The organism is Bradyrhizobium sp. USDA 4504, from assembly GCF_054063995.1.
On sequence record NZ_JBSSGV010000001.1, the window covers coordinates 1,593,283 to 1,618,352 of the forward strand.

General features: G+C 64.8%; 22 protein-coding genes. 16 read left to right on the forward strand and 6 right to left on the reverse strand.

Features of this window, described 5'->3' with window-relative positions:
• Positions 1 to 7: 7 nt before the first annotated feature.
• The 3 genes from ACVMB1_RS06865 to ACVMB1_RS06875 all read left to right on the forward strand — a co-directional run bounded on the left by ACVMB1_RS06865 (position 8) and on the right by ACVMB1_RS06875 (position 2,753).
• Entirely contained in the window at positions 8 to 847 is an 840-nt protein-coding gene (locus ACVMB1_RS06865) for an enoyl-CoA hydratase family protein (RefSeq protein ID WP_194295415.1), read from the forward strand.
• Between the two features lies 1 nt (position 848).
• Positions 849 to 1,244 carry a RidA family protein gene (locus ACVMB1_RS06870; RefSeq protein WP_038382134.1) on the forward strand — a complete coding sequence of 132 codons (396 nt, stop codon included), beginning with the start codon at positions 849 to 851 and terminating at the stop codon, positions 1,242 to 1,244.
• A gap of 267 nt (positions 1,245 to 1,511) precedes the next feature.
• Positions 1,512 to 2,753, forward strand: coding sequence for a flavin-dependent oxidoreductase (locus ACVMB1_RS06875; protein ID WP_456814197.1), 1,242 nt, complete (start codon positions 1,512 to 1,514; stop codon positions 2,751 to 2,753).
• Positions 2,754 to 2,887: 134 nt separating this feature from the next.
• Here the strand turns inward: ACVMB1_RS06875 and ACVMB1_RS06880 are convergent, their stop codons facing one another.
• Positions 2,888 to 3,340, reverse strand: coding sequence for a cupin domain-containing protein (locus ACVMB1_RS06880; protein WP_141339932.1), 453 nt, complete (start codon positions 3,338 to 3,340; stop codon positions 2,888 to 2,890).
• A 21-nt stretch (positions 3,341 to 3,361) separates the two neighbouring features.
• Positions 3,362 to 4,528 (reverse strand): ABC transporter substrate-binding protein, encoded by a 1,167-nt coding sequence (locus ACVMB1_RS06885; RefSeq protein WP_057015863.1) that lies wholly within the window; start codon positions 4,526 to 4,528, stop codon positions 3,362 to 3,364.
• A gap of 294 nt (positions 4,529 to 4,822) precedes the next feature.
• Between ACVMB1_RS06885 and ACVMB1_RS06890 the strand changes: the two genes are divergently transcribed.
• The 3 genes from ACVMB1_RS06890 to ACVMB1_RS06900 all read left to right on the forward strand — a co-directional run bounded on the left by ACVMB1_RS06890 (position 4,823) and on the right by ACVMB1_RS06900 (position 7,938).
• The gene (locus ACVMB1_RS06890) at positions 4,823 to 5,317 is read left to right on the forward strand and encodes a MarR family winged helix-turn-helix transcriptional regulator (protein WP_016845834.1); all 495 of its coding nucleotides are present in this window, start codon (positions 4,823 to 4,825) and stop codon (positions 5,315 to 5,317) included.
• A 3-nt stretch (positions 5,318 to 5,320) separates the two neighbouring features.
• Positions 5,321 to 6,136 (forward strand): alpha/beta hydrolase, encoded by an 816-nt coding sequence (locus ACVMB1_RS06895; RefSeq protein WP_456814198.1) that lies wholly within the window; start codon positions 5,321 to 5,323, stop codon positions 6,134 to 6,136.
• A gap of 158 nt (positions 6,137 to 6,294) precedes the next feature.
• On the forward strand, positions 6,295 to 7,938 hold the full coding sequence (locus tag ACVMB1_RS06900) for a benzoate-CoA ligase family protein (protein WP_057015865.1): 1,644 nt from the start codon (positions 6,295 to 6,297) through the stop codon (positions 7,936 to 7,938).
• Between the two features lie 45 nt (positions 7,939 to 7,983).
• On the opposite strand, the gene ACVMB1_RS06905 is transcribed toward ACVMB1_RS06900, so the two are convergent.
• Positions 7,984 to 9,597, reverse strand: coding sequence for a DHA2 family efflux MFS transporter permease subunit (locus ACVMB1_RS06905; RefSeq protein ID WP_083715182.1), 1,614 nt, complete (start codon positions 9,595 to 9,597; stop codon positions 7,984 to 7,986).
• Positions 9,598 to 9,605: 8 nt separating this feature from the next.
• Complete coding sequence (locus tag ACVMB1_RS06910) at positions 9,606 to 10,790, reverse strand: HlyD family secretion protein (protein WP_168857120.1); 1,185 nt, start codon at positions 10,788 to 10,790, stop codon at positions 9,606 to 9,608.
• Positions 10,791 to 10,947: 157 nt separating this feature from the next.
• Between ACVMB1_RS06910 and ACVMB1_RS06915 the strand changes: the two genes are divergently transcribed.
• The gene (locus ACVMB1_RS06915; protein WP_092079865.1) at positions 10,948 to 11,652 is read left to right on the forward strand and encodes a TetR/AcrR family transcriptional regulator; all 705 of its coding nucleotides are present in this window, start codon (positions 10,948 to 10,950) and stop codon (positions 11,650 to 11,652) included.
• Positions 11,653 to 11,661: 9 nt separating this feature from the next.
• On the opposite strand, the gene ACVMB1_RS06920 is transcribed toward ACVMB1_RS06915, so the two are convergent.
• Together ACVMB1_RS06920 and ACVMB1_RS06925 are read right to left on the reverse strand one after the other, a co-directional pair.
• Positions 11,662 to 13,419: an ATP-binding protein gene (locus tag ACVMB1_RS06920; protein ID WP_456815235.1), complete on the reverse strand. Its 1,758-nt coding sequence runs from the start codon at positions 13,417 to 13,419 to the stop codon at positions 11,662 to 11,664.
• A 97-nt stretch (positions 13,420 to 13,516) separates the two neighbouring features.
• Entirely contained in the window at positions 13,517 to 14,443 is a 927-nt protein-coding gene (locus ACVMB1_RS06925; protein ID WP_028331483.1) for a LysR family transcriptional regulator, read from the reverse strand.
• Positions 14,444 to 14,598: 155 nt separating this feature from the next.
• On the opposite strand from ACVMB1_RS06925, the gene ACVMB1_RS06930 reads away from it, so the two are divergent.
• The 9 genes from ACVMB1_RS06930 to chvE all read left to right on the forward strand — a co-directional run bounded on the left by ACVMB1_RS06930 (position 14,599) and on the right by chvE (position 25,017).
• Positions 14,599 to 15,630 carry a class 1 fructose-bisphosphatase gene (locus ACVMB1_RS06930; RefSeq protein WP_410469753.1) on the forward strand — a complete coding sequence of 344 codons (1,032 nt, stop codon included), beginning with the start codon at positions 14,599 to 14,601 and terminating at the stop codon, positions 15,628 to 15,630.
• A gap of 10 nt (positions 15,631 to 15,640) precedes the next feature.
• The gene (locus ACVMB1_RS06935; RefSeq protein WP_229192041.1) at positions 15,641 to 16,516 is read left to right on the forward strand and encodes a phosphoribulokinase; all 876 of its coding nucleotides are present in this window, start codon (positions 15,641 to 15,643) and stop codon (positions 16,514 to 16,516) included.
• Positions 16,513 to 18,534, forward strand: a complete 2,022-nt coding sequence (tkt, locus tag ACVMB1_RS06940) for a transketolase (RefSeq protein ID WP_456848340.1) — start codon at positions 16,513 to 16,515, stop codon at positions 18,532 to 18,534. Before ACVMB1_RS06935 ends, tkt begins: the two co-directional genes overlap by 4 nt.
• A gap of 15 nt (positions 18,535 to 18,549) precedes the next feature.
• On the forward strand, positions 18,550 to 19,632 hold the full coding sequence (fba, locus tag ACVMB1_RS06945; protein WP_057015872.1) for a class II fructose-bisphosphate aldolase: 1,083 nt from the start codon (positions 18,550 to 18,552) through the stop codon (positions 19,630 to 19,632).
• Between the two features lie 30 nt (positions 19,633 to 19,662).
• A complete protein-coding gene (locus ACVMB1_RS06950; RefSeq protein ID WP_057015873.1) occupies positions 19,663 to 21,126 on the forward strand; it encodes a form I ribulose bisphosphate carboxylase large subunit in 1,464 nt (487 codons plus the stop codon).
• A 12-nt stretch (positions 21,127 to 21,138) separates the two neighbouring features.
• Positions 21,139 to 21,564 carry a ribulose bisphosphate carboxylase small subunit gene (locus ACVMB1_RS06955; protein ID WP_076833455.1) on the forward strand — a complete coding sequence of 142 codons (426 nt, stop codon included), beginning with the start codon at positions 21,139 to 21,141 and terminating at the stop codon, positions 21,562 to 21,564.
• A gap of 109 nt (positions 21,565 to 21,673) precedes the next feature.
• Positions 21,674 to 22,615, forward strand: a complete 942-nt coding sequence (cbbX, locus tag ACVMB1_RS06960; RefSeq protein WP_057015875.1) for a CbbX protein — start codon at positions 21,674 to 21,676, stop codon at positions 22,613 to 22,615.
• Positions 22,612 to 23,328, forward strand: a complete 717-nt coding sequence (locus ACVMB1_RS06965; protein WP_456814200.1) for an HAD family hydrolase — start codon at positions 22,612 to 22,614, stop codon at positions 23,326 to 23,328. The genes cbbX and ACVMB1_RS06965 overlap by 4 nt, the downstream gene beginning before the upstream one ends.
• Positions 23,329 to 23,943: 615 nt before the next feature.
• A complete protein-coding gene (gene chvE / locus ACVMB1_RS06970; protein ID WP_057015877.1) occupies positions 23,944 to 25,017 on the forward strand; it encodes a multiple monosaccharide ABC transporter substrate-binding protein in 1,074 nt (357 codons plus the stop codon).
• The last annotated feature ends 53 nt before the right edge of the window (positions 25,018 to 25,070 follow it).

A 25,070-nucleotide genomic window follows, 5' to 3' on the forward strand; every position in this document is an offset into this window, starting at 1 on the left:
ACACGTCATGTCCGAGATGAAAGCAAAGCTACGGCCGTTCAAGGATTATCCCGCCAAGCACTTCCGCTGGCAGGTCGATGCGAGCGGCCGTGTCGCGACCATCACGCTGAACCGGCCGGACAAGAAGAACCCGCTGACTTTCGAGTCCTATGAGGAGCTGCGCGATCTCTTCACCAATCTCAAATACGCCGCCGATGTCCGCGCCATCGTGCTGACCGGCGCCGAGGGTAATTTCTGCTCCGGCGGCGATGTGTTCGAGATCATCGAGCCGTTGACGCGGATGGCGATGCCGGACCTGCTGGCCTTCACGCGGATGACCGGCGAGGTCGTGCGGGCGATGCGCAAATGCCCGCAGATCATCGTCGCAGCGATCGACGGCATTTGCGCCGGGGCCGGGGCGATGCTGGCGCTGGCGTCCGATTTGCGGCTGGCGACGCCGCAAGCCAAGACCGCGTTCCTGTTCACCCGCGTCGGCCTTGCCGGCGCCGATATGGGCGCATGCGGGTTGCTGCCCCGCGTGATCGGGCAGGGCCATGCGGCCGACCTGCTCTACACCGGGCGTGCGATGAGCGCCGAGGAAGGGTTTGCGTGGGGCTTCCACAACCGTCTGGTGCCGCCGGCGGAACTCGCCGGTGCCGCGCATGAATTGGCGCGCTCGCTCGCGGATGGGCCGTGGTTCGCGCATGGCGTGACGAAAACGATGTTCAACCAGGAATGGGCGATGGGCGTCGACGAGATGATCGAGTCGGAAGCGCAGGCGCAGGCGATCTGCATGGTCACCGGCGATTTCCGCCGCGCCTTCGAGGCGTTCGCCGCCAAGCAGAAACCGGCCTTCGAGGGCAATTGAGATGATCGAGATCCTGCAACCCCAAGGATGGGCCAAGCCGATCGGCTACGCCAACGGCATGGCCGCGCGCGGCAAACAGCTCTTCATCGCGGGCCAGATCGGCTGGAACGGACAATGCGTGTTCGAGACCGACGATCTCGTGGCGCAGATCGGCCAGACCCTGCGCAACATCGTCGCGGTCGCCGCCGCCGGCGGGGCCGGGCCCGAGCACATCGTGTCGATGACCTGGTACTTGCTCGACCGCAAGGAATATTCCGCGCGGCTGAAGGAGATCGGCACGGTCTATCGCGACATCATCGGCCGGCGCTTTCCGGCGATGACCGCGATCCAGGTTGCCGGCCTGATCGAGGACCGCGCCAAGGTGGAAATCCAGGCGATTGCGGTGGTGCCGGATTAACCGTGAGCCGTCATCCTGAGGAGCGCGCAGCGCGTCTCGAAGGATGCACGGCCCGGCTGGTGGCCGTCGACCCTTCGAGACGCGCGTTCCGCGCTCCTCAGGGTGACGGAGATGGAAGGGAATGCGCTGAAGCAATGTTAAGCCTAAGCCCAATCGGCACCGGCAGGCCCGCGACCAGGGCGACAAAGCCGCTTGCGGGCGGGCAACGGGCCATGCGACCTTAGCCCAAAGCGTAAAAGCGTCCTGTTGTGAGTGGAGGTGAGGACGATGAAGGCGATTATCGTCGGAGGCGGAATCGGAGGCCTCACCACTGCGCTGATGCTGCGCTCGCGCGGCATCGCTTGCGAGCTGTACGAGCAGTCCGAAACGATCCGCGAGCTCGGCGTCGGCATCAACACATTGCCCCATGCGATCCGCGAGCTGGCGGGGCTTGGTTTGCTCGACAAGCTCGACGAGGTGGCGATCCGCACCTATGAGCTGTTCTATCTGACGCGACATGGCCAGCAGGTCTGGCACGAGAAGCGCGGGCTCGATGCCGGCCACGACGTGCCGCAATTCTCGATCCATCGCGGCCGTCTGCAAAGCGTGATCCATCAGGCCGTGATCGATCGGCTCGGCGCGGATGCGATCCACACCGGCTGCCGGCTCGGCTCCTTCACCCAGGATGAGGGCGGCGTCTCGGCCTATTTCTTCGATCGCAGCGGCGCCCATGTGCATACCGCGCGCGGCGACATCCTGATTGGCGCCGACGGCATCCATTCGAAAGTGCGGCAGACGCTGTTTCCGGACGAGGGCGGGCCGTGCTGGAACGGCCTGATGCTGTGGCGCGGCGCGACCGACTGGCCGGCGTTCCTGACCGGGCGCTCGATGATCATCGCCGGCGGCCTGAACGCCAAGGCCGTGATCTATCCGATCGCGCCGGGCTCGAGCCCGGCAAGCCGCCTCACCAACTGGGCGGTGCTGGTGCGGATCGGCGACGGCACCTCGCCGCCGCCGCGCCGCGAGGGCTGGTCCAATCTCGGCCGGCGCGACGAGATGATGCCCTATGTCACTGGTTTCACGATCCCGCAGGTCGACTTCGCCGGCCTGATCAACGCGACGCCTGAGTTCTGGGAGTATCCGTGCTGCGACCGCGATCCCTTGCCGTATTGGTCGAGCGGCCGGGTCACGCTGCTCGGCGACGCCGCGCATCCGATGTATCCGGTCGGCTCGAACGGCGCATCGCAGGCGATCCTCGATGCGCGCTGCCTGGCCGACCTGCTGGCGCGGGCGGAGCATCCGCGCCACGCGCTGGCGGCCTATGAGCGGCAGCGGCTGCCGATGACCGCCGACATCGTCGCCTCCAACCGCCGCGGCGGGCCGGAGGGCGTGATCGACGCCGTCGAGCAGCTCGCGCCGCAGGGCTTTACCGACGTCGACACCATCCTCAATTACGAGGCGCGCGAGGCGATCGTACGCGGCTATGCGGCCAAGGCCGGCTTTGCCGCGCGCGTGGTGGCGCGGCAGTAGGTCCTTTGCAGGAGGAGACGTCCGGCAGGCCATCTCCACACCGTCATTGCGAGGAGCAAAGCGACGAAGCAATCCATCGTTCCGCAATCGCGGAAATATGGATTGCTTCGCTTCGCGCGCAATGACGGAATAAGCTAAGCCTGAGGCGGCGGCAGGAAGTGGATGTTGTGCTCGGCGGCGAGCCGCACCACGTCGTCCGGGTTCTGTTCCTTCATGTTGTGGATCGCCCAGAACAGGTCGTAGAGCCTCCGCGTCGGCGACACCCAGAACAGCGTCTTGGCGGGCTGCTGCGACTTGTTGAAGATGCCGTGCGGCTTGCCCATCGGCAGCCGAACCAGATCGCCAGGAGTTGCGGATTCGTCGGCGCCGTCGAGCATGAAGTCGAGCTTGCCCTCGAGGATATAGAGGTACTCGTCCTGGTCGGGGTGGATATGCGGAGGAACGAAGGTGCCCGGCGGGAAGGTGGCGTGCCAGGAGAATGAATGCTCGGTGCGGCTCTTCGGCACGTAGGTCTGGCCAAGGATGCTCCAGGAAATGCCCTGCATGCCTTCATTGGCGCGGGTGATGCCCGCAATCTCGTCTTTCATGCTCATGCTTGCTCCTATGATCTACTTCGCCGCGCAGTCCTTGGCGTAGCGATCGCCATAATTCGAGAACACCTTTTCGACGATCTCGGTCTGGAATTTGCCGTCCGGACGCTTCGCGACCTTGGTGAGGTAGAAATCCTGGATCGGATAGCCGTTGTTGCTGAACTTGAAGTTACCGCGCAGCGAGGTGAAGTCGGCCTTCTTCAGCGCAGCCGCGACGGCGTCCTTGTTGGAGAGATCGCCCTTCACGGCTTTCACCGCGCTGTCGATCAACAACGCTGCGTCATAGGCCTGCATGGCATAGGTGCCGGGCACGCCGTTGTAGGCTGCTTCATAAGCCGCGACGAACTTCTTGCTTTGGGGATTGTCGAGGTTCGGGGCCCAATTCGCCCCGCCGAACATGCCGACCGCTGCGTCCTGCTGCGCGGGCAGGGTGGATTCGTCGACGGTGAAGGCGGAGAGCACCGGCACGGTGGCGCCGGCCTGCTTGTACTGCTTCACGAGATTAACGCCCATGCCGCCCGGCATGAAGGTGAACAGCGCGTCCGGCTTCAGCGCGGCAATCTTGGACAATTCGGGCTGGAAATCCAGCGTGTTCAGCGGCGTGTAGGATTCCTCGACGATTTCGCCCTTGTAGTCGAGCTTGAAGCCGGCGACGGAGTCGCGGCCGGCCTGATAGTTCGGCACCAGCAGATAGACGCGCTTGTAGCCGCGGTCCTGCGCCACCTTGCCGAGGATCTCATGCACCTGGTCATTCTGGTACGACGTCACATAGAAGAACGGGTTGCACTCCTTGCCGGCATAGCTGGAGGGGCCTGCGTTCGGGCTGATCAGGAAGGTCTTGCTGTCGGTGACCGGGCGGTGGATCGCCTGCAGGATGTTGGAGAAGATCGGGCCGACCACGAAATCGACCTTGTCGCGCTCGAGCAGGCCGCGCACCTTGACCACCGCGCCGTCGGGCTTCAGTTCGTCGTCGGCGTTGACGATCTCGACATCGCGGCCGGCCATCTTGCCGCCGAGGTCCTTGATCGCGAGCGCAAAGCCGTCGCGGACCTGTTGGCCGAGCGCCGCGGCCGGGCCCGACGTTGTGACCAGCACGCCAATCTTGATCTTCTCCTGCGCGGCCGCCGGGGTGACGGCGACACCGAGCAGCGCCGCCAATCCCGCGAGCTTCGTCAATTGTTTCATGTCTCTCCCCCGACCACTGCCTTGATGTTTTCGGCTTCAGCCCAATTGGCCTCAGCTTAGTCTGACGCGCGCAACCGCTGCAAGCGATGTGGCATCGCGTCAGGGCGATCGTCGCGCATCATGCAGGCGCACCCCATGCAAGCGCCGCGCCAATTGCTTGAAGTTTAAAGAAATTGCAGGATTGCCCAGACGGATCAGGCACGATTCGCAATTGTCCTTGCGGGGCGCCGCGAATTGCTTGAAGCTCAAAACAATTGGTCCGACCGGAACCCGCCGCGGAGGCACGATCGCCGCATGATCCTCGATTCCGAAACCAAAGCCGTCGAACTGCCCGACGATCACGGCACCGAGCTCAGGCTGTGGCTGCGCCTCCTGACCTGCACCACGCTGATCGAAGGCGAGGTGCGCAGCCGGCTGCGCGAGAAGTTCGACGTCACGCTGCCGCGCTTCGACCTGATGGCCCAGCTCGACAAGGTGTCCGACGGCATGACGCTGTCGGACCTGTCGAAGCGGATGATGGTATCCAACGGCAACGTCACCGGGCTGGTCGAGCGCCTGGTTGAATCGGGCCATCTCGACCGCCGCACCTCGGAGACGGACCGCCGCGTGCAGTTCATCCGGCTCACAAAACTCGGTCGCGCCGAATTCCGCAAGATGGCCGCCGAGCACGAGAAGTGGATCGCCGATATCTTCGGCGATCTCTCGCCGAAGGATATCCGCGAACTGATGCGGCTGCTCGCCAAGGCCAAGGGCTCGGCGCAGCGCTCCGCCAAGGCGAGGAGCGCTTAAGCCGTGAGCGAGGTCGATTACGAGGTCGAATACAACAACCGGGCGCGGGTGCCGGAAAATCCGGCGCTGATGGCCGGCTGGGCGAGGGACTCCGCGGCCTATCGCGAGCAGCATCCGCCGCGGCGGCTGACCTATGGTCCGGGCAGCCGCAACGTCATCGACCTGTTCGAAGGCGATCGTGACGGCCCGCTCGTGGTCTTCATCCATGGCGGCTACTGGCAGGCGCTCGACGGCTCGTCATCGAGCCACTGCGCGCGAGGGCTCAATGGTCACGGCATCGGCGTCGCGGTGCCGAGCTACGATCTCTGTCCCAATGTCACGGTCGGCGACATCATCGGCGAGATGCGTGCGGCGTGCCGCGAACTGGCCAGACTCGGCCGGCCGCTGGTCGTGTCGGGACACTCCGCAGGCGGACATCTTGCCGCATGCATGCTCGCGACCGATTGGCCGGCCTATGATGGGTCGCTGCCGAAGGACCTGGTCAGGGCTACTTACGCGATCTCCGGCCTGTTCGAGCTTGAGCCATTGGTCGGCACCTCCATCAACAAGGCGCTTGGCCTCGACCGCGCCGCAGCGAGGGCGGCGAGCCCGCTGTCCTGGACGCCGCCTGCGGGCGCGACGCTCGATGCCGTCGTCGGCGGCGCCGAGAGCGCGGAATATCACCGGCAGAGCCGGACCATCGTCGATGTCTGGGGCAAAGCGGGCGTCGCAACGCGGTTCGGCGTTGTGCCGGACGCCAATCATTTCACCGCGATTGCGCCGCTCGCCGACCCGGGCTCGGCGATGGTCGCGCGGCTGAAGCAGCTTACGCAAATCTGAGCTTCTTGAAGGATCGGCCGGCGTTTGCCGCGCGATTTCCACCCTTGCGCCGAATTGTTTTAAGTATAAAATGATTGGCGATTGGAACGCTGCCGGGCGTCCTTGTTCTTCTCGACGTTGGTCTTGGCCTTTCTGGATGGAAAGCGAGGGGCAATCGAATGTCAGGTGAATTTCCCGGGCTCGGCCCATCCGGGCATGTCGACGATTTCGCGCGGCGCAACCTGCCGCCATCAGCGCAATGGCCGCAACTGCTGCTCGACCGGCCGGAGTTTCAATATCCCGATTATCTCAACGCCGCGGTCGAACTGACCGACCGCATCGTCGAGCAGGGGATGGGCGATCGCATCGCGTTGATCGGCAATGGCCGTCAGCGCACCTACAAGGAATTGACCGATTGGTCGAACCGCCTGGCGCACGCGCTGGTGGAGAATTACGGCGTCAAGCCCGGCAATCGCGTGCTGATCCGCTCGGGCAACAACCCGGCGCTGGTCGCGGCCTGGCTCGCGGCGACCAAGGCCGGTGCCGTCGTCGTCAACACCATGCCGATGCTGCGCGCCGGCGAACTGGCCAAGATCGTCGACAAGGCCGAGATCTCGCTGGCACTGACCGACAGCCGCATCGCGGATGAACTGGTGGCCTGCGCCAAGACCAGCAAATTCCTCAAGCAGGTCGTCAATTTCGACGGCACGCAGAACCACGACGCCGAGCTCGACCGGATCGCGCTGAACAAGCCGGTCAAGTTCGATGCGGTGAAGACCGGCCGCGACGACGTCGCGTTGCTGGGCTTCACGTCGGGCACGACGGGCGAGCCCAAGGCAACCATGCACTTCCACCGCGATCTCCTGATCGTTGCCGACGGTTATGCGAACGAGGTGCTCAAGGTGACGCCCGACGACGTGTTCGTCGGCTCGCCGCCGCTTGCGTTTACATTCGGCCTCGGCGGGCTCGCGATCTTCCCGCTGCGCTTCGGCGCCACCGCGACGCTGCTGGAGAATGCGGCGCCGAGCGAGATGATCCGGATCATCGAAACCTACAAGGCGACGATCTGCTTCACCGCGCCGACCGCCTATCGGGCGATGATGGCCGCGATGGACAAGGGCGCCGATCTGTCGTCGCTGCGGCTCGCCGTCTCGGCCGGCGAGACGCTGCCGGCGCCGGTGTTCGAGAGCTGGACCAGGAAGACCGGCAAGCCGATCCTCGACGGCATCGGCAGCACTGAACTGCTGCACATCTTCATCACCAACCGCACCGGCAGCGCCGTCGGCGGCACCACGGGCACGCCTGTCACCGGCTACGAGGCGAAGATCGTCGACGAAGACATGAACGAGCTGCCGGCGGGCCAGGTCGGCAAGCTGGCGGTTCGCGGTCCGACCGGCTGCCGCTATCTCGCCGACTCCCGGCAGACCAAATATGTCCGTGACGGCTGGAACATCACCGGCGATGCCTTCGTCAGGGACGAGAACGGCCGGCTGTCCTTCGTGGCACGGGCCGACGACATGATCATCTCGGCGGGCTACAACATCGCCGGTCCCGAGGTGGAGGCCGCGCTGCTCGGCCATCCCGATGTCGCGGAGTGCGCCGTGATCGGCGCACCTGACGAGGAGCGGGGGCAGATCGTCTCGGCGTTCATCGTGCTGAAGCAGGGCGCGCGCTGCGACGAGGTCGAGGTCAAGCTGCTACAGGATCACGTCAAGGCGACGATCGCGCCGTACAAATATCCGCGCGCGATCGCCTTCGTCGAGGCGCTGCCGAAGACCCAGACCGGGAAGATCCAGCGCTTCAAGCTGCGCGAGGCAAGCTGACAAGCAAAAGCGGAGGGCGACGGCTCGCGGCCGCCGCCCGACAAATCAATGCGCCGCGCCGCCGCCGGCGGCGTTCTTCGGCTTGCCGGTCAAGAGGATCGCAATCGCGGCGAACACCAGCACGATGCCGATCACGGCAAAGGTGTCGCTGAAACCAAGCACCAGGGCCTGGCGCTTCACGATATTGCCGAGCGCCACGATCGCCTGATGATGCGCGGTCGCCGGATCGGAGATGCCGTGGCTGAGGAAGTAATTGGTCACCTCGGCGATCCGGGTGCGCACTTCCTCGCGGCCGAGGTCGACCGACTGGCCGATGATGTTGGAGTGGAACTGCTCGCGCTTGGTGACGATGGTGGCGAGCAGCGCCGTGCCGATCGCGCCGCCGAGATTGCGCATCATGTTGGAGATGCCGGAGGCCGCCGCGGCATCCTGCGGGGCGACGCTGCCGAGGCTGACCGCCGACAGCGGGGCCAGCATGATAGCCTGGCCGATTGCACGGACGATGTTCGGGACGAAGAACTGGTCACCGGAGTAATCGAGCGACATCGCGATGTTCATGAAGGAGGAGACCGCGAATAGGATCATGCCGGTGAAGGCGATGAAGCGCGGATCGAAACGTTGCATCAGCTTCGGGACTAGCGGGATCAGGATCAGCTGCGGCAGGCCGGTCCAGGCCAGCACCTGGCCGATCTGCTCGGCGTTGTAGCGCTGCACCTGGCCGAGATAGGCCGGCAGCAGGTAGACCGAGCCGAACAGTGCGAAGCCGACGAACACCGCCGAGATGGTGCCGAAGCCGAAGCTGCGCTGGGTCAGGAGGCGCAGCCGGATCAGCGGCTTTTCCACGACGAGCTCGATCCAGACGAACAGAGTGAGGCTGACGGCGGCGATCACCGCGAGCTTGACGATGAAGGGCGAGCCGAACCAGTCGTTCTTGTTGCCTTCCTCGAGCACGGCCTGCAGCGACGACAGGCCGATCGCCATCGTGGCGATGCCGAGCCAGTCGCCCTCGCGCAGCAGATGCAGCTGCATCGGCTGGCGTTCCAGCGTGAAATAGAGGGTGATGACCATCACCGCGGTCGGGATCACGTTGACGAAGAAGATGGTCTGCCAGCCGTAATTCTCGGTGAGGTAGCCGCCGATGGTCGGTCCGATCGCCGGGGCGAAGGTCACGGCGAGCGCGAACATGGCAAGGCCGACCGGCTGCTGGGCCTTCGGCAGCTTGGTGAAAACCAGCGTGAAGGCCATCGGGATCAGCACGCCGCCGAAGAAACCCTGCAAGCCGCGCATCGCGATCATCGAGGGCAGGTCGTGGGTGAAGGCACAGGCGACCGAGAAGATCGCAAACAGGGTGGCGAAGCCGATGATGATCTTGCGGAAGGAAAACACCCGGCTGAGATAGTCGGTCAGCGGGATCACCACGATCTCGCCGATCAGATAGGAGGTCGAGATCCAGGAGCCGTTGTCGACGCCGGTTCCGATGCCGCCCTCAATGTTGAGCAGCGAGGCGTTGGTGATTTGGATGTTGAGGATCGCCATGAACGCGCCGATCATGGCAGCGACGATGGAGATCCAGACGGCCATGCTGGCGCGGTTGGGATCGACCACTGCGGGTGCCGCGCGGGGCGCGGCAGCCGGGGAGGAGAGCGCGAGATCGGACATGACATCACCTATTTGAAGGAGGCGACAGCGAGCTTGGGAGAGGCGCCGGAGCGCGGCGCCTCGCCAGGTTGCGACAAGGTTGCGATGGTCGGGATGACCGACATGCCGGGCCGCAGTTCGACCGCCGTCGCGTCGAGCGCGATCTTCACCGGGATGCGCTGCACCACTTTGGTGAAGTTGCCGGTCGCATTGTCGGGCGGCAGCAGCGCGAATTCCTGGCCGCTGGCGGGCGCGAGACTGTCGACATGGCCGCGCACCACCTGTCCCGGGAACATGTCGACCGCGATCTCGACCGGCTGACCCTTGCGGACATTGGTGAGCTGCGTTTCCTTGTAGTTCGCGATCACATAGGCGCCGGTGGCGGGCACCAGCGACATCAGCTGCGTGCCGGCCTGGACGAACTGGCCGGTGCGCAGGGTGCGGTTGCCGACCACGCCGTCGATCGGGGCTGATATGGTGGTGTAGCCGAGGTTCAACTCGGCCTGATGCTGGAGCGCGGTTGCGCGCGCCTGCGACGCGACCGCCTGTGCAATGTCGGCCTTGAGCAGCTCCACTTGGCGGAGCGCGGAGGCGAGGTTCGCGGTATCGCGGGCGACGGCGGCCTGTGCGCTGGCGTAGCGCGACTGCGCCTGCTGCGCGTTCTGCACGCTGCCGAAGCCGGTGCCGGCGAGGTCGGTGTAGCGCTTGTTCTCCTGCTCGGCGAAGGTCTGCGTCGCGGTGTCGACGGCGAGGGTCGCACGTGCCGCTTCGATCACCGACTGCTGCACATCGAGCTGCGCATGCTTGCTGGCGATCGCGGCTTCGGCGGCCGCGACGTCAGCCTTGGCCTGATCCAGCGCGACCCTGAAATCGCGATCGTCGATCCGCGCCAGCATCTGGCCGGCGCGCACATGCTCATTGTCACCGACCAGCACCGCGCTGAGATAGCCGGAGACTTTTGGTGCGATCGTCGTGTTATCGGCCTTCACATAGGCGTCGTCGGTCGAGACCTGGAAGCGGCCGACCGTCCAGTAATCCCAGCCGTACCAGGCGCCGCCCGAAAGGACGGCGAGCGCCGCGCCGGCCAGCAGGAGGCGGCGAAGCCTGCCCTTGGCGGCGGGCGGCCTGGCGGCCTCCGGATGTGCGATCAATTGCCTGGCGGTCTCGGCCGGAACCTGGCTCTCGGCCTTGAATGATGTCTCATGCTGGCTCATGGCAGTGCTCCCTGATCCGTTCTATCCTGCTGGAAAATCTTGCTAATTTCGGCCGATGCCGGCAGAGTTAATTAGGAAACTTGATGTTTTCCAAAATAGAGCCCATATTGGGAGTGTCAATAGAATGACAGGCATCATTTAAAAGCATGGCTCGCGGATGAACCGGAATGACAAGGATCAGACTGAGCAAAGCGCACCGGCGCGGCGCGGTCGTGGGCGGCCGCAGCTGCGTTCCGACGACGAGACGCGTGCGCTGATCTATGACGCCGCGCGGCGCGAGTTCTCAGAGCGCGGCTTCGCTGCGGCCAACATCGCCGACGTGGCTTGCCGCGCCGGCGTCTCCACCAAGACCCTCTATCGGCTGATCCCGACCAAGCTGGCGCTGTTCGAGGGCACGGTGACGGACCGGATGGACCGATTCATATCCGCCGTAAATCTCGGCGCCTGCGACGGCCGCGATATCGCGGCGGCACTGGAGGCCGCACTCTCGACCTGTGGCGAGCTGATACTCGATGCCGAGGTCATCGCGCTTCAGCGCATCATCCTGGCCGACAGCGACAAATTTCCCGACATCGCCGAGATGTTCTACGAGAAGGCGATGCAGCGGACGCTTGGCGCGCTCGCTGCGTGGCTCGGCGTGCAGCAGCGGAGGGGACGGATCGCGGTGGACGACGCGCAGGCCGCTGCGGGCATGCTGCTCGGCATGCTCGTGTTCCAGCCGCAACGCGACGTGATGTACGGCCACAGGCCGCCGCCGTCGCGGGCGCAGATCGAGGCCCGCGCCAAGGCCTGCGCGGCACTGTTCTTGTCCGGATGCGCGGTGCCGGCCGACCAGATCAAGAAGCAGAACGGAGAGGCGTGACGCGCCGCCTCACTTGCCCATTGCCGCCGCCGGCGGCTGGGCCAGCACCTGCCGGATCATCCGCGCGAGATCGGACTTGCGGTAGGGCTTCGGCAGCAGCGTCACATCCGGGTCGAGACGGCCGTGGTGGATGATCGCGTCCTCGGTGTAGCCGGAGGTGAAGAGCACGCGCACCGAGGGCAGTTTGGCGATCACGGCGTCGGCGACCTGCCGGCCGTTCATGCCGCCGGACATGATGACGTCGGTGAACAGCACGTCGCAGACGAACCCGTTGTCGACCGCAGCCAGTGCTTCCGGGCCGTTGGCGGTGACCATGGTGTGATAGCCGAGCTGCTCGAGCTGGGCGCTGACGTAATTGCGCACCAGCGGATCGTCCTCGACGACCAGGATGGATTCATTGCCGCCGCGGGTGTCGACCGGAGGAGGCGGCTCGACGTCGATCATGTCGCCGCTGCTGCGCGGCAGATAGAGCTTGATCGAGGTGCCGTGGCCCTCTTCGGAATAGATCTTGAGGTGTCCGTTGGACTGCTTGATGAAGCCGTACACCATGCTGAGCCCGAGCCCGGTGCCCTTGCCGGTCTCCTTGGTGGTGAAGAACGGCTCGAACACCTTGTCGCGGATCCCCGCCGGGATGCCCCCGCCGGTGTCGCTGACCGCGACCATCACATATTCACCCGCCCGCACGTCGGGGTTGGCGACGGCGTAAACCTCGTCCAGGATGACGTTGCTGGTCTCCAGCATCAGCTTGCCGCCGTCGGGCATCGCATCGCGGGCATTGACCGCGAGATTGAGCAGCGCGGTCGCCATGTGGTTCGGATCGATGAAGGCCGACCAGGCATCGGGCTCGAGCGCGGTATCGATCTCGATCTGCTCGCCAAGCGAGGGGCGCAGCAGCCGCGCGGTGTCCTGCACCAGCGTGTTGAGATTCGCTTCACGCGGTTGCAGCGGCTGCAGCCGCGAGAAGGCCAGCAGGTGCTTGGTCACTTCTGCACCGCGAAACGCCGCATCGGTGATCATCTTGGCGACAGACGACAGCGCCGGATCATGTTCAACGGCTTCCGCGAGGATGTCGATCAGGCCGGTGATGACGGTCAGGATATTGTTGAAGTCGTGGGCGATGCCGCCGGAGAGGTGCCCGACGGCCTCCATTTTCTGCACCTGGCGGAGCTTTTGCTCGGCTTCGAGCTGTTCGCGGGCGGCCTCGACCTCGCGGGCGCGCATGAAGATTTCCGCTTCCATCTGCTCGGTGCGCTCGCGCAGCCGGTCGGTCAGCTGGTCCTGCTCGGCACCGCGCTGCTTCAGCTGGATGAAGCTGGTGACGTCTTCGACCCGATGGATGATGTAGGTGAACTGCCCGTTCGGCCCCAGCACCGGCGTATTGCGCGGGCTCCAGTAGCGTTCCTCAAAGCCGCCGCCCTCCGACTCGGGCTTGCGGATATCGTATTTCTGCACCGTCATGGTGTCGGGGCGGCGGAACTGAACCACGCGCTCGAGCGAGGCGCGCAGGTTCCGCACGCCGTCGGCGGTCGGATCGTCCGGATTGTCGGGAAACACCTCGAACAGCCCGCGCCCGAGGATCGCGGCGCGCTCGGTCTTGGTGGCGCGCAGATAGGCGTCGCTCACTGCCACGATGCGGAAGTCGGGCTGCGTCAGCACCAGATAAAGGCCGGGCGCCGCCTCGAATAACGCCTTGAAGTCGGGCGTCGGCGGGGACTGGTTCTGCAGTTCAACCTCCCTCGCAGGGTGCGGTCCGCCGGGTGACCGCAGTCAAGATGTGACATGCGTTTCGCGGAACTTCAATGCCTAACATACGGCGCCACCTCGATTTTCTGGCTCGATCGGGCGTTGCGACGTCGCCCGGGCGCTAGTTTGAATTCGGCAGATAGCGCCAGCCCTCCTTGCCGAGGAAATCCAGCATGGCCTGCGCGGGCGGCAGCAGGATCTTGTCGGCGCGCCTGATCGCGTGCCACTGCCGGACGATCGGCAGGCCCTTCACCTTGAGCACCACCAGCCGGCCGTCCTCCAGCTCATGGAACACCGTGTGCTGGGAGATGAAGGCGATGCCAAGCCCGGCCATCACAGCCTGCTTGATGGTCTCGTTGCTGTCCATCGCCATGCCGAGTTTCGGCTCCAGCCCGACCCGCTCGAAATATTGCTGCATCAGCATCCGCGTCCCCGATCCTTGCTCGCGAGTGATGAAGGTTTCGTTGGCGAGCTCCGATGGGGCGACGTGCCGCCGCCGCGCCAGCCGATGATCGGGCGCGGCGACGATGAAGTGCGGATGCCGGCCGAGCGGCTTCATCTCGACCTCGACGTCGGCCGGCGGCCGGCCCATCACCGCGATGTCGAGATCATAGCCGCGCAGCGCGTCGCGAATCTCCTCGCGGTTGCCGATCCTGAGCGTGACCTCGATCTTGGGAAAGCGGCGCGAGAACGCCGCGATCGCGAACGGCACGAAGTATTTCGCGGTGGAGACCGCGCCCATCGCGACGCGGCCGCCGCTGCGGCCGGCGATCATGTCGAGCGACTGCTCGCAATCCTTCAGCGCCGCCTCGATCCGCTCGACCAGCGTCAGCACATGCGCGCCGGCATCCGTCAGCGCCATGCCGTCGCCGGTGCGCTGGATCAGCGGCAACCCTGCGAGCGCCTGCAGGTTGCGGAGCTGCAACGTCACCGCGGGCTGCGTCAGGTTCAACCGGTTGGCGGCCGACGTGATCGAACCGGCCTCGTGCAAGGTCGACAGTGCGCGCAGCTGGCGGATGGTGAGATCCCGCGAGAAGTTGCCGGCCATGACAAGCTCCATAAGAAATACTTTGCCCGGACCAAAGATAATAAAATTTCCCTAATTGGGCAATTCGCGCGTTGATAGGGCGAAGGCGACTCCCCTGAGGTCGCCTCTCGAAGCCTCGGGACAGAGGGCGCGATCATAGGGAGAGGCCGGTGGAGATTCGTCCAGCATTGCATGCCCATCTGGAGTGGCCCGCGCAGCACAACCCGTTGCGCGCCGCGACCGTTGTGGTGATCGAAGCCCTTGCGCGTGCGGCGATCGAGCTCTCGCGCATCATTGCCGCCGGGCCGCTCGCCGGAGTCGGCGGCGAGAGCGGTGGCGTCAATCCCGACGGCGACCGCCAGAAGACCATCGACATCGTCGCCGACGATCTGATGCGGAACGCGCTGCGCACCGCGCCGGTCGCCGCAGTGCTGTCGGAGGAGGTCGAACTGCCTGAGACGCTCGATCCCGACGCGCCGCTCTGTGTCGCGATCGATCCGCTCGATGGATCCGCCAATCTCGAAAATAACATCTCGATCGGCACGATCTTCTCAATCCGGCCGAAAGGAAACGACGTCATCTCGACCTTCTTCGAGCCCGGCACGGCGCAATGTGCCGCCGGCTGTTTCATCTACGGTCCACAGACCGTGCTGGTGCTGGCGATCGACCAGTGCGTCGACTGCTTCACGCTGGACCCGCGAAGTGGCGAGTTCGTCCTGACCGCGCGCGATCTGCGCGTGCCGCAGGACGCGTCGGAATTCGCCATCAATGCCTCGAACCGGCGGCACTGGAGCGGCCCGGTGCGCAGCTACATCGACGATTGCCTCGCCGGAGTGAACGGCGAGCGCGGGCAGGACTTCAACATGCGCTGGATCGGCTCGCTGGTCGCTGAAGCCTACCGCATCCTGATGCGCGGCGGCGTGTTCCTGTATCCGGCGGATGCGCGCCAGGGCTACCGCGAAGGCCGGTTGCGTCTGCTGTACGAGGCGCATCCGATCGCATTGATCATGGAATGGGCGGGCGGTGCGGCGTCGAACGGCCGGTCGCGCATTCTCGAACTGTCGGCACGCACGCCGCATCAGCGTGTGCCGCTGATCATGGGATCGGCGAGCGCCGTGCGCGACGTCGATGCGATCCACCTGACCGTCGAGCCGTTGTTCGAAAGCAGCGATGCCCCGCTGTTCGCGCGGCGCGGCCTGTTCCGCTGAGGAGGACCGCATGTCACGTCGGCATCCCATCATCTCGATCACCGGCTCCTCCGGGGCCGGCACCACCTCGGTGAAGAAGACGTTCGAGAACATCTTCCGCCGCGAGAACGTGGTCGCCGCCTATATCGAGGGCGACGCCTTCCACCGCTACGACCGCGCCGAGATGCGCAGCCTGATGGCGGAGAGGGCCGAGCACGGCAACAAGCACTTCAGCCATTTCAGTCCCGAGACCAATTTGTTCGAGGAGCTGGAGAAGCTGTTCAGCGACTATGCCGAGACCGGCACCGGAACCACGCGGCACTATGTGCACGACGAGGATGAGGCGCGGCTCTACGGCGCCAAGCCCGGCACCTTCACCGCCTGGGAGGCGCTGCCGGAGAATTCCGACCTCCTGTTCTACGAGGGCCTGCACGGCGCCGTGGTCACCGACAAGGTGAATGTCGCGCAACATGCCGACCTCAAGATCGGCGTCGTGCCGGTCATCAACCTCGAATGGATTCAGAAGCTGCATCGCGACCGCAGCCATCGCGGCTACTCCACCGAGGCGGTGACCGACACCATCCTGCGCCGCATGCCGGACTACGTGAACTACATCTGTCCGCAATTCACCGAGACCGACATCAACTTCCAGCGCGTGCCGACCGTCGATACGTCGAACCCTTTCATCGCGCGCTGGATCCCGACGCCGGATGAATCGATGGTCGTGATCCGCTTGAAGAACCCGCGCGGCATCGACTTCCCCTATCTGCTCTCGATGATCCCGAACAGCTTCATGTCGCGCGCCAATTCGATCGTGGTGCACGGCGCCAAGCTCGACCTCGCGATGCAGCTCATCCTGACCCCGCTGATCCTGCAACTGATCGAACGAAAGAGGCGAACGATATGACCGCACTTGCGTCCGTTGCCAGCCGCCCCGAAATCAGCCACGCCGAGATGGCGAACGCCATCCGCTTCCTCGCCGTCGACGCGGTCGAGCAGGCGAAATCCGGTCATCCCGGCATGCCGATGGGCATGGCCGATGTCGCGACCGTGCTGTTCACGGAGTTCCTGAAGTTCGACCCGGCCGATCCGGCTTGGCCCGACCGCGACCGCTTCGTGCTGTCGGCGGGGCACGGCTCGATGCTGCTCTACGCGCTGCTCTATCTGACGGGCTACGAGAGCATGACGCTCGATCAGCTCAAGGCATTCCGGCAGTGGGGATCGAAGACCCCGGGCCATCCCGAGTACGGCCACACCCCGGGTGTCGAGACCACGACCGGGCCGCTCGGGCAGGGGGTTGCGACCGCGGTCGGCATGGCGCTTGCCGAACGGCTGATGAACGCGCGCTTCGGCGACGACCTCGTCGACCACTACACCTATGTGATCGCCGGCGATGGCTGCCTGATGGAAGGCATCAGCCATGAGGCGATCTCGCTGGCCGGCCATTTGCGGCTGAACCGCTTGATCGTGCTGTTCGACGACAATCATATCTCGATCGACGGCGTCACGTCGCTGTCCTGTTCGGACGACCAGGCAGCGCGGTTCAAGGCCAGCGGCTGGAACGTCAACCGCATCGACGGCCACGATCCGCAGGCGATTACCGCGGCGATCAGGCAGGCGCGATCGAGCGATCGTCCGTCGTTGATCGCCTGCCGGACGGTGATCGGGTTCGGTGCGCCGAACCGGCAGGGTAGCGAAAAGGTGCATGGCGCGCCGCTCGGTGCCGATGAGGTGGCGAAGACCCGTGCCGCGCTGCGCTGGCCGTATCCGGCATTCGAAATCCCCGATGCGGTGCTGGCGGAGTGGCGCGAGCTCGGCGGCCGGGGCCGCGACGCGCGGCGGGCCTGGATCGAGCGTTCGCGCAGCGCCTGCAAAGGCGACAGGGCCGAGCGGTCTCCGTTCCATGACGCGCTGAACCGGAAATTGCCCTGCGCCTATGCCGAGGCGATGGCAAAGCTGCTGGAGCGGTTCGCGACCGAGCGGCCGAAGCTCGCCACGCGACAGGCTTCGCAGCAGGTCATCGACGTGATCGCAGAGGCGTTGCCCAATTTGCTGGGCGGCTCGGCCGACCTCACGCACTCCAATCTGACGCTGGCGAAGTCGCAGGTTTCGGTGCGGCCGGAAACGCTCGACGGCAGCTACATCCACTACGGCATTCGCGAACACGGCATGGCCGCGGCGATGAACGGCATCGCCCTGCACGGCGGGTTCATTCCCTATGGCGGCACCTTCCTCAGCTTTGCCGATTACAGCCGGCCGGCGATCCGCCTTGCTGCGCTGATGGGGATCCGCGTTATCCATGTGATGACCCACGACTCGATCGGGCTCGGCGAGGACGGGCCGACCCATCAGCCGGTCGAGCATCTGGCGGCGCTGCGCGCGATCCCAAACGTCCTGGTGTTCCGTCCGGCCGATGCGGTCGAGACCGCGGAAGCGTGGGACTGCGCGCTGAAGGCAGAGACCTCGCCGTCGATCCTCTGCCTGTCGCGGCAGGCGCTGCCGACGGTTCGCGACGGCAGCAAGGACAACCAGGTCGCGCTCGGCGCCTACGTTCTCGTCGAGCCGGCCTTCGCGCGTGACGTCACCCTGATTGCAACGGGTTCGGAGGTGGCGATCGCGCTCGAAGCCGCAAAGCTGCTGGCGGAAGACGGGATACAGGCCGCGGTCGTCTCGGCCCCGTGCTTCGACCTGTTCCGTCAGCAGCCGAGCGACTATCGCGCCCAGGTGCTGGGCAGCGCCCCGCGCGTCGGCGTGGAGGCTGCGGTCGAGGGCGACTGGATGCGCTGGCTCGGCGACAACGGTGCGTTCGTCGGCATGGCCGGCTTCGGCGCTTCCGCGCCGGCCGACGTGCTCTACCGCGAATTTGGCATCACGCCCGCGGCAATCGCTGCTGCAGCAAAACAGCTCATTCAACGAGCGAATTGAAAGGAGGACGCCACCATGGCGCGGATAACCCTGAGACAGTTGCTGGACCACGCCGCCGAACGCGGCTACGGCGTTCCGGCCTTCAACATCAACAATATGGAGCAGGGCCTCGCCATCATGGAGGCGGCGGCTTCCTGCGATGCGCCTGTCATCATCCAGGCCTCGCGCGGCGCGCGCTCCTATGCCAACGACATCATGCTGGCGAAGATGATCGACGCGCTCGAGGAGATGCATCCGCAGATTCCGCTCTGCCTGCATCTCGATCACGGAAACGAAGAGGCGACCTGCGCCACCGCGATCCGTTACGGCTTCACCTCCGTCATGATGGACGGCTCGCTCAAGGCCGACGCCAAGACCGCAGCCGATTATGACTACAACGTCGATATCACCCGCCGGGTGGTCGACATGGCGCACTGGGTCGGCGCGTCGGTCGAAGGCGAGCTCGGCGTGCTCGGCTCGCTCGAGCATGGCGGCGGCGAGCAGGAGGACGGTCACGGCGTCGAGGGCAAGCTGAGCCATGACCAGCTGCTCACCGATCCGGACCAGGCGGTCGATTTCGTCCGCGCTACCAAGGTCGATGCGCTTGCGATCGCGATGGGCACCTCGCACGGCGCCTACAAGTTCACGCGGCGGCCCGATGGCGAGATCCTGGCGATGCGCGTAGTCGAGGAGATCCATACCCGCCTGCCGAACACGCATCTGGTGATGCACGGCTCGTCCTCGGTGCCGCAGCCGCTGCAGGACATGTTCAACCAGTTCGGCGGCGAGATGCCGCAGACCTGGGGTGTCCCGGTCGAGGAGATCGTCCGCGGCATCAAGCACGGGGTGCGCAAGGTCAATATCGACACCGATTGCCGCCTGGCGATGGCGGCGGCCTTCCGCAAGGTCGCCGTCCAATCGAAGAGCGAGTTCGATCCGCGCAAATTCCTGAAGCCGGCGATGGATTCGCTTCGCGAACTCTGCCGTGACCGCTTCGAGCAATTCGGCACGGCCGGCAATGCCGCCCGGATCAAGGTGGTTGCACTGCCGGAGATGGCCCGCCGCTATCGCGCCGGCGCGCTCGATCCGCAAATTGGAAAGATGACCCAGGCCGCCTGAGCAAATGGCGACGAACCACAGGAGATTTCGATGAATATACAGCAGTCGATCACGGTGCGCGGCAAGGATCGCTACAAGTCCGGCGTGATGGAATACAAGCGGATGGGCTATTGGGAGCCGAACTACGAGCCCAAGGACACCGACGTCATCGCCTTGTTCCGCGTCACGCCGCAGGATGGCGTCGATCCGACCGAAGCCTGCGCGGCGGTGGCGGGCGAATCCTCGACCGCGACCTGGACCGTGGTGTGGACCGACCGGCTGACGGCCGCGGAGAAATACCGGGCGAAGTGCTACCGCGTCGATCCGGTGCCGAATTCGCCGGGCAGCTACTTCGCCTACATCGCCTATGACCTCGACCTGTTCGAGCCGGGCTCGATCTCGAACCTGACCGCCTCGATCATCGGCAATGTGTTCGGCTTCAAGCCGCTGAAGGCGCTGCGGCTCGAGGACATGCGGCTGCCGACCGCCTATGTGAAGACATTCCAGGGCCCCGCGACCGGCATCGTGGTGGAGCGCGAGCGGCTCGACAAGTTCGGCCGTCCGTTGCTCGGCGCCACCGTGAAGCCGAAGCTCGGCCTGTCCGGCCGCAACTATGGCCGCGTTGTTTATGAAGCCTTGAAAGGCGGGCTCGATTTCACCAAGGACGACGAGAACATCAACTCGCAGCCCTTCATGCACTGGCGCGAGCGCTTCCTTTACTGCATGGAGGCGGTCAACCGCGCGCAGGCCGCGACCGGCGAGATCAAGGGGACCTATCTCAACGTCACCGCGGCGACCATGGAGGACATGTACGAGCGCGCCGAGTTCGCTCACGAGCTCGGCTCCAACATCGTCATGATCGACCTTGTGATCGGCTACACCGCGATCCAGTCGATGGCGAAGTGGGCGCGTCGGAACAACATGATCCTGCATCTGCATCGCGCCGGCCACTCGACCTACACGCGGCAGCGCAGCCACGGCGTCTCGTTCCGCGTGATCGCGAAATGGATGCGGCTCGCCGGCGTCGATCACATCCATGCCGGCACGGTGGTCGGCAAGCTCGAGGGCGATCCGAACACCACCCGCGGCTATTACGACATCTGCCGCGAGGACTTCAATCCGTTGCACCTGGAGCACGGCGTGTTCTTCGACCAGAACTGGGCGAGCCTCAACAAGCTGATGCCGGTGGCCTCTGGCGGCATTCATGCCGGCCAGATGCACCAGCTGCTCGATCTGCTCGGCGAGGACGTCGTGCTGCAGTTCGGCGGCGGCACCATCGGCCATCCCCGCGGCATCCAGGCCGGCGCCACCGCCAACCGCGTCGCGCTGGAGGCCATGATCCTCGCCCGCAACGAGGGGCGCGACTACGTCCATGAGGGGCCGGAGATCCTGGCCAAGGCGGCGCAGACCTGCACGCCGCTGCGCGAGGCGCTCGACGTCTGGAAGGACGTCACCTTCAACTACGAGTCGACCGACGCCCCCGATTTCGTTCCCACGCCGAGCATGGCGGTCTGAGAGGAGATACTCATGCGCGTTACCCAAGGCTGCTTCTCGTTCCTGCCCGATCTCACCGACGAGCAGATCGCTGCGCAGGTGCAATACTGCCTCGACAAGGGTTGGGCGGTGAACATCGAGTTCACCGACGATCCGCATCCCCGCAACACCTATTGGGACATGTGGGGCCTGCCGATGTTCGACCTGCGCGATGCGGCGGGCATCATGAAGGAGCTCGCCGACTGCCGACGGGTCTATGGCGACCGCTATATCCGGATCTCCGGCTTTGATTCCAGCCCGGGCTGGGAGTCCGTTCGCATCTCCTTCATCGTCAACCGGCCGCAGGAGGAGCCAGGCTTCCGGCTCGACCGCCAGGAGGCGGCCGGACGCAATCTGCGTTATGCGACCCATTCCTATGCAGCGGGCCGCCCCGAAGGCGAACGCTACACCGATCATTGACCGCGTCCGGCTTGCAAACCAGGCGGGTTGCTCCCTCGACCGTCCTGGTCCGGATGCACTTCTCCGTCGTCGCCGCCGCGGCGACGGAGCTTTTCCAGGCGAGAGGACAATGACGCAAGCGCAAGAACAGATCAGCGAACAAATCCGCGAGACCCCGCTCGAGACCATCGACCTTCGCCATGAATTCGCCGACCTCGGCATCGGCGACGTGCTCGACCAGCTCGATTCCGAATTGATCGGCCTGAAGCCGGTGAAGACCCGCATCCGCGAGATCGCCTCGCTGCTGCTGGTCGAACGCATCAGGCAGAAGATGGCGCTGGCGACGACGTTTCCGACCCTGCACATGTCGTTCACCGGCAACCCCGGCACCGGCAAGACCACGGTCGCGCTGCGGATGGCCGGCATCCTGCACAAGCTCGGCTTCGTGCGCCGCGGCCACGTCATCAGCGTCACGCGCGACGACCTCGTCGGCCAATATATCGGCCACACCGCGCCGAAGACGAAAGAGATATTGAAGAAGGCGATGGGCGGCGTGCTGTTCATCGACGAGGCCTATTACCTCTATCGCCCGGAAAATGAGCGCGACTACGGGCAGGAGGCGATCGAGATCCTGCTGCAGGTGATGGAGCAGCAGCGCGAGGATCTGGTGGTGATCCTGGCCGGCTATGGCGACCGCATGGAGAAGTTCTTCCAGAGCAATCCAGGCTTCCGCTCCCGCATCGCGCATCATATCGATTTCCCGGACTATTCGGACGGCGAGTTGCTCTGGATCGCCGAGCTGATGTTGCAGCAGCAGAATTATCGGTTCTCTCCGGAAGCCCGCGAGGCCTTCATCCGTTACATCGCCGTGCGCAAAGAACAGCCGCTGTTCTCCAATGCACGCTCGATCCGCAATGCGCTCGATCGCATCCGGCTGCGCCAGGCCAACCGGATCGTGGCGAAGCTCGACCGCACGCTCACCGCCGACGACGTGATGTCGATCGAGGCCGGCGACGTGCTCGCTAGCCGGGTGTTCGTCAAAGGCGCCGGTGCGCCGGGCGAGGGACGATGAACGAGGCGCTCGCCGTGATCCGGTCCGCCGGGATGCGCGACATCATCGTGAGCGCCCGCGCCCTGATCTTCGATGTCGACGGCACGCTCGCCGAAACCGAGGAGGTGCACCGCCGCGCCTTCAATGAAGCCTTTGCCGAAGCCGGCCTCGATTGGTTCTGGGACCAGGTCACTTATGCGCGGCTGCTTCGGGTGGCCGGAGGCAAGGAGCGCATCCGCGCCTTCGACCAGCGCAACGCGGTCCCAATCCTGACATTCGCCGAGATCGCCGACCTGCACAGGATCAAGACCGCGCGCTACGCCGCGCTGATTGCCTCGGGCGGCTGCCCATTGCGGCCGGGTGTCAGGGCCTGGCTCGCCGGCGCGCGCAGCCGCGGCCAGCGGCTGGCGATCGCAACGACCACCTCGCACGGCAATATCGATGCGCTGCTTTCGGTTTCGCTGGGGCTGGACTGGGCCGATCAGTTCGAGGCGATCGTTGCCGGCGACGACGTGCCGCGGAAGAAGCCGGCGCCTGACGTCTACACCGAGGTCCTGACCCGGCTCGGGCTCGGGCCGGGAGATTGCGTCGCAATCGAGGATTCCGGCAACGGCCTCGCCGCCGCGGCCCACGCCGGCATCCCCGTGGTCATCACCCGCAGCACCTATTTCAGCGACGACGATTTCACCGAGGCATTGCTGGTTGTTGACGATCTCTCTGACATCGACGCCTGAAGATCGCTGCCGCCGGCCGGCAGCTCAGGCCTATTTATTCAGATGATGAAATAAATGGCGCTTGCATCCATAGCAGGGTGAAGGCACAATCCGGCCAAAGGTTACCAGAAGCGGTGCTGCACCACCTGAGAGGCGATAGGACTTGCCAGAGATTCCGGACAGTACCCCTGCGACCCTCCGCGTCTCCGATCAATTTCTTCGGATAATTAAATAAATGGCCAGTCGGCGCTTGCGTCCACATTGCAGCGGCAACATCAACCAAAGGGTGCAGAAAACGGCAGCGCACCGCCAGACGTCCTGTCGGACGCTGGCGCTCGCCAACGATTCCGGGAGACCGGCGCCTCATGATCCTCCACGTCATTCCTGCGCCTCGTTCGTCCAACGACATGGCTCGCGGCTGAACCCGGCATTGCGGGATCGACATGACCGACCATGCGTAGCGAGCATTGGCGCTGTTGACGGGTACGATCGACATTCCGCAATTTCGGTTCGTGACGGTCCCGGCGCCGATCCGACATCGCCGTAGAATCTGAGGCCGGCCCACGAGCGATCGCCGTCGATTGACGCTGTCCACGGCAACTGGAATCCCAACTCAAAAAAGCAAGGGAGTGAAGCATGTTCAAATTGAAGACCACCTTGTTCGCGCTTGCGCTGGCCGGCCTTGCCGCGACGGTGTCGGATCGCGACGCCATGGCCCAGAGCAAGCCGACCATCGGCATCGCGATGCCGACCAAGTCCTCGGCACGCTGGATCGACGACGGCAACAACATGGTCAAGGTGCTGAAGGAGCGCGGCTACGGCACCGATCTGCAATATGCCGAAGACGACATTCCGAACCAGCTCTCCCAGGTCGAGAACATGGTGACCAAGGGCGCCAAGGTGCTGGTCATCGCGGCCATCGACGGCACCACCTTGTCCGATGTCCTGAAGCAGGCCAAGGCCCAGGGCATCACGGTGATCGCCTATGACCGCCTGATCCGCGGCACCCCCAACGTCGACTATTACGCGACCTTCGACAATTTCCAGGTCGGTGTGCTGCAGGCCCAGTCGATCGAGAACGCGCTCGGGCTCAAGGAGGGCAAGGGGCCCTTCAACATCGAGCTGTTCGGCGGCTCGCCCGACGACAACAACGCGTACTTCTTCTACGACGGCGCGATGTCGGTGTTGAAGCCCTATATCGACAGCGGCAAGCTCGTGGTCGGCAGCGGCCAGACGGGCATGAACAAGGTTGCGACGCTGCGCTGGGACGGTGCGACCGCGCAGGCGCGGATGGACAACCTGCTCAGTGCGTTCTACGGCAAGAAGCGCGTCGACGCGGTGCTGTCGCCCTATGACGGCCTGTCGATCGGCATCATCTCCTCGCTGAAGAGCGTCGGCTACGGCAGCAAGGACCAGCCGATGCCGTACATCAGCGGGCAGGATGCCGAAGTCCCCTCGATCAAGGCGATGCTGCGCGGCGAGCAATATTCGACCATCTTCAAGGACACCCGCGACCTCGCCAAGGTCACCGCCGACATGGTCGACGCTGTGCTGAGCAAGAAGGAGGTCAGCGTCAACGACACCAAGACCTACAACAACGGGGTCAAGGTGGTTCCGTCCTATCTCCTCAAGCCGGTCGTGGTGGATAAGACCAATTGGGAGAAAGTCCTGATTGACAGCGGCTATTACAAGCGCTCGCAATTCGACTAGAGCGTTTTCGAGCGAAGCGGGTACCGGTTCGCGTGAGGAAAACGCGTCAAAAC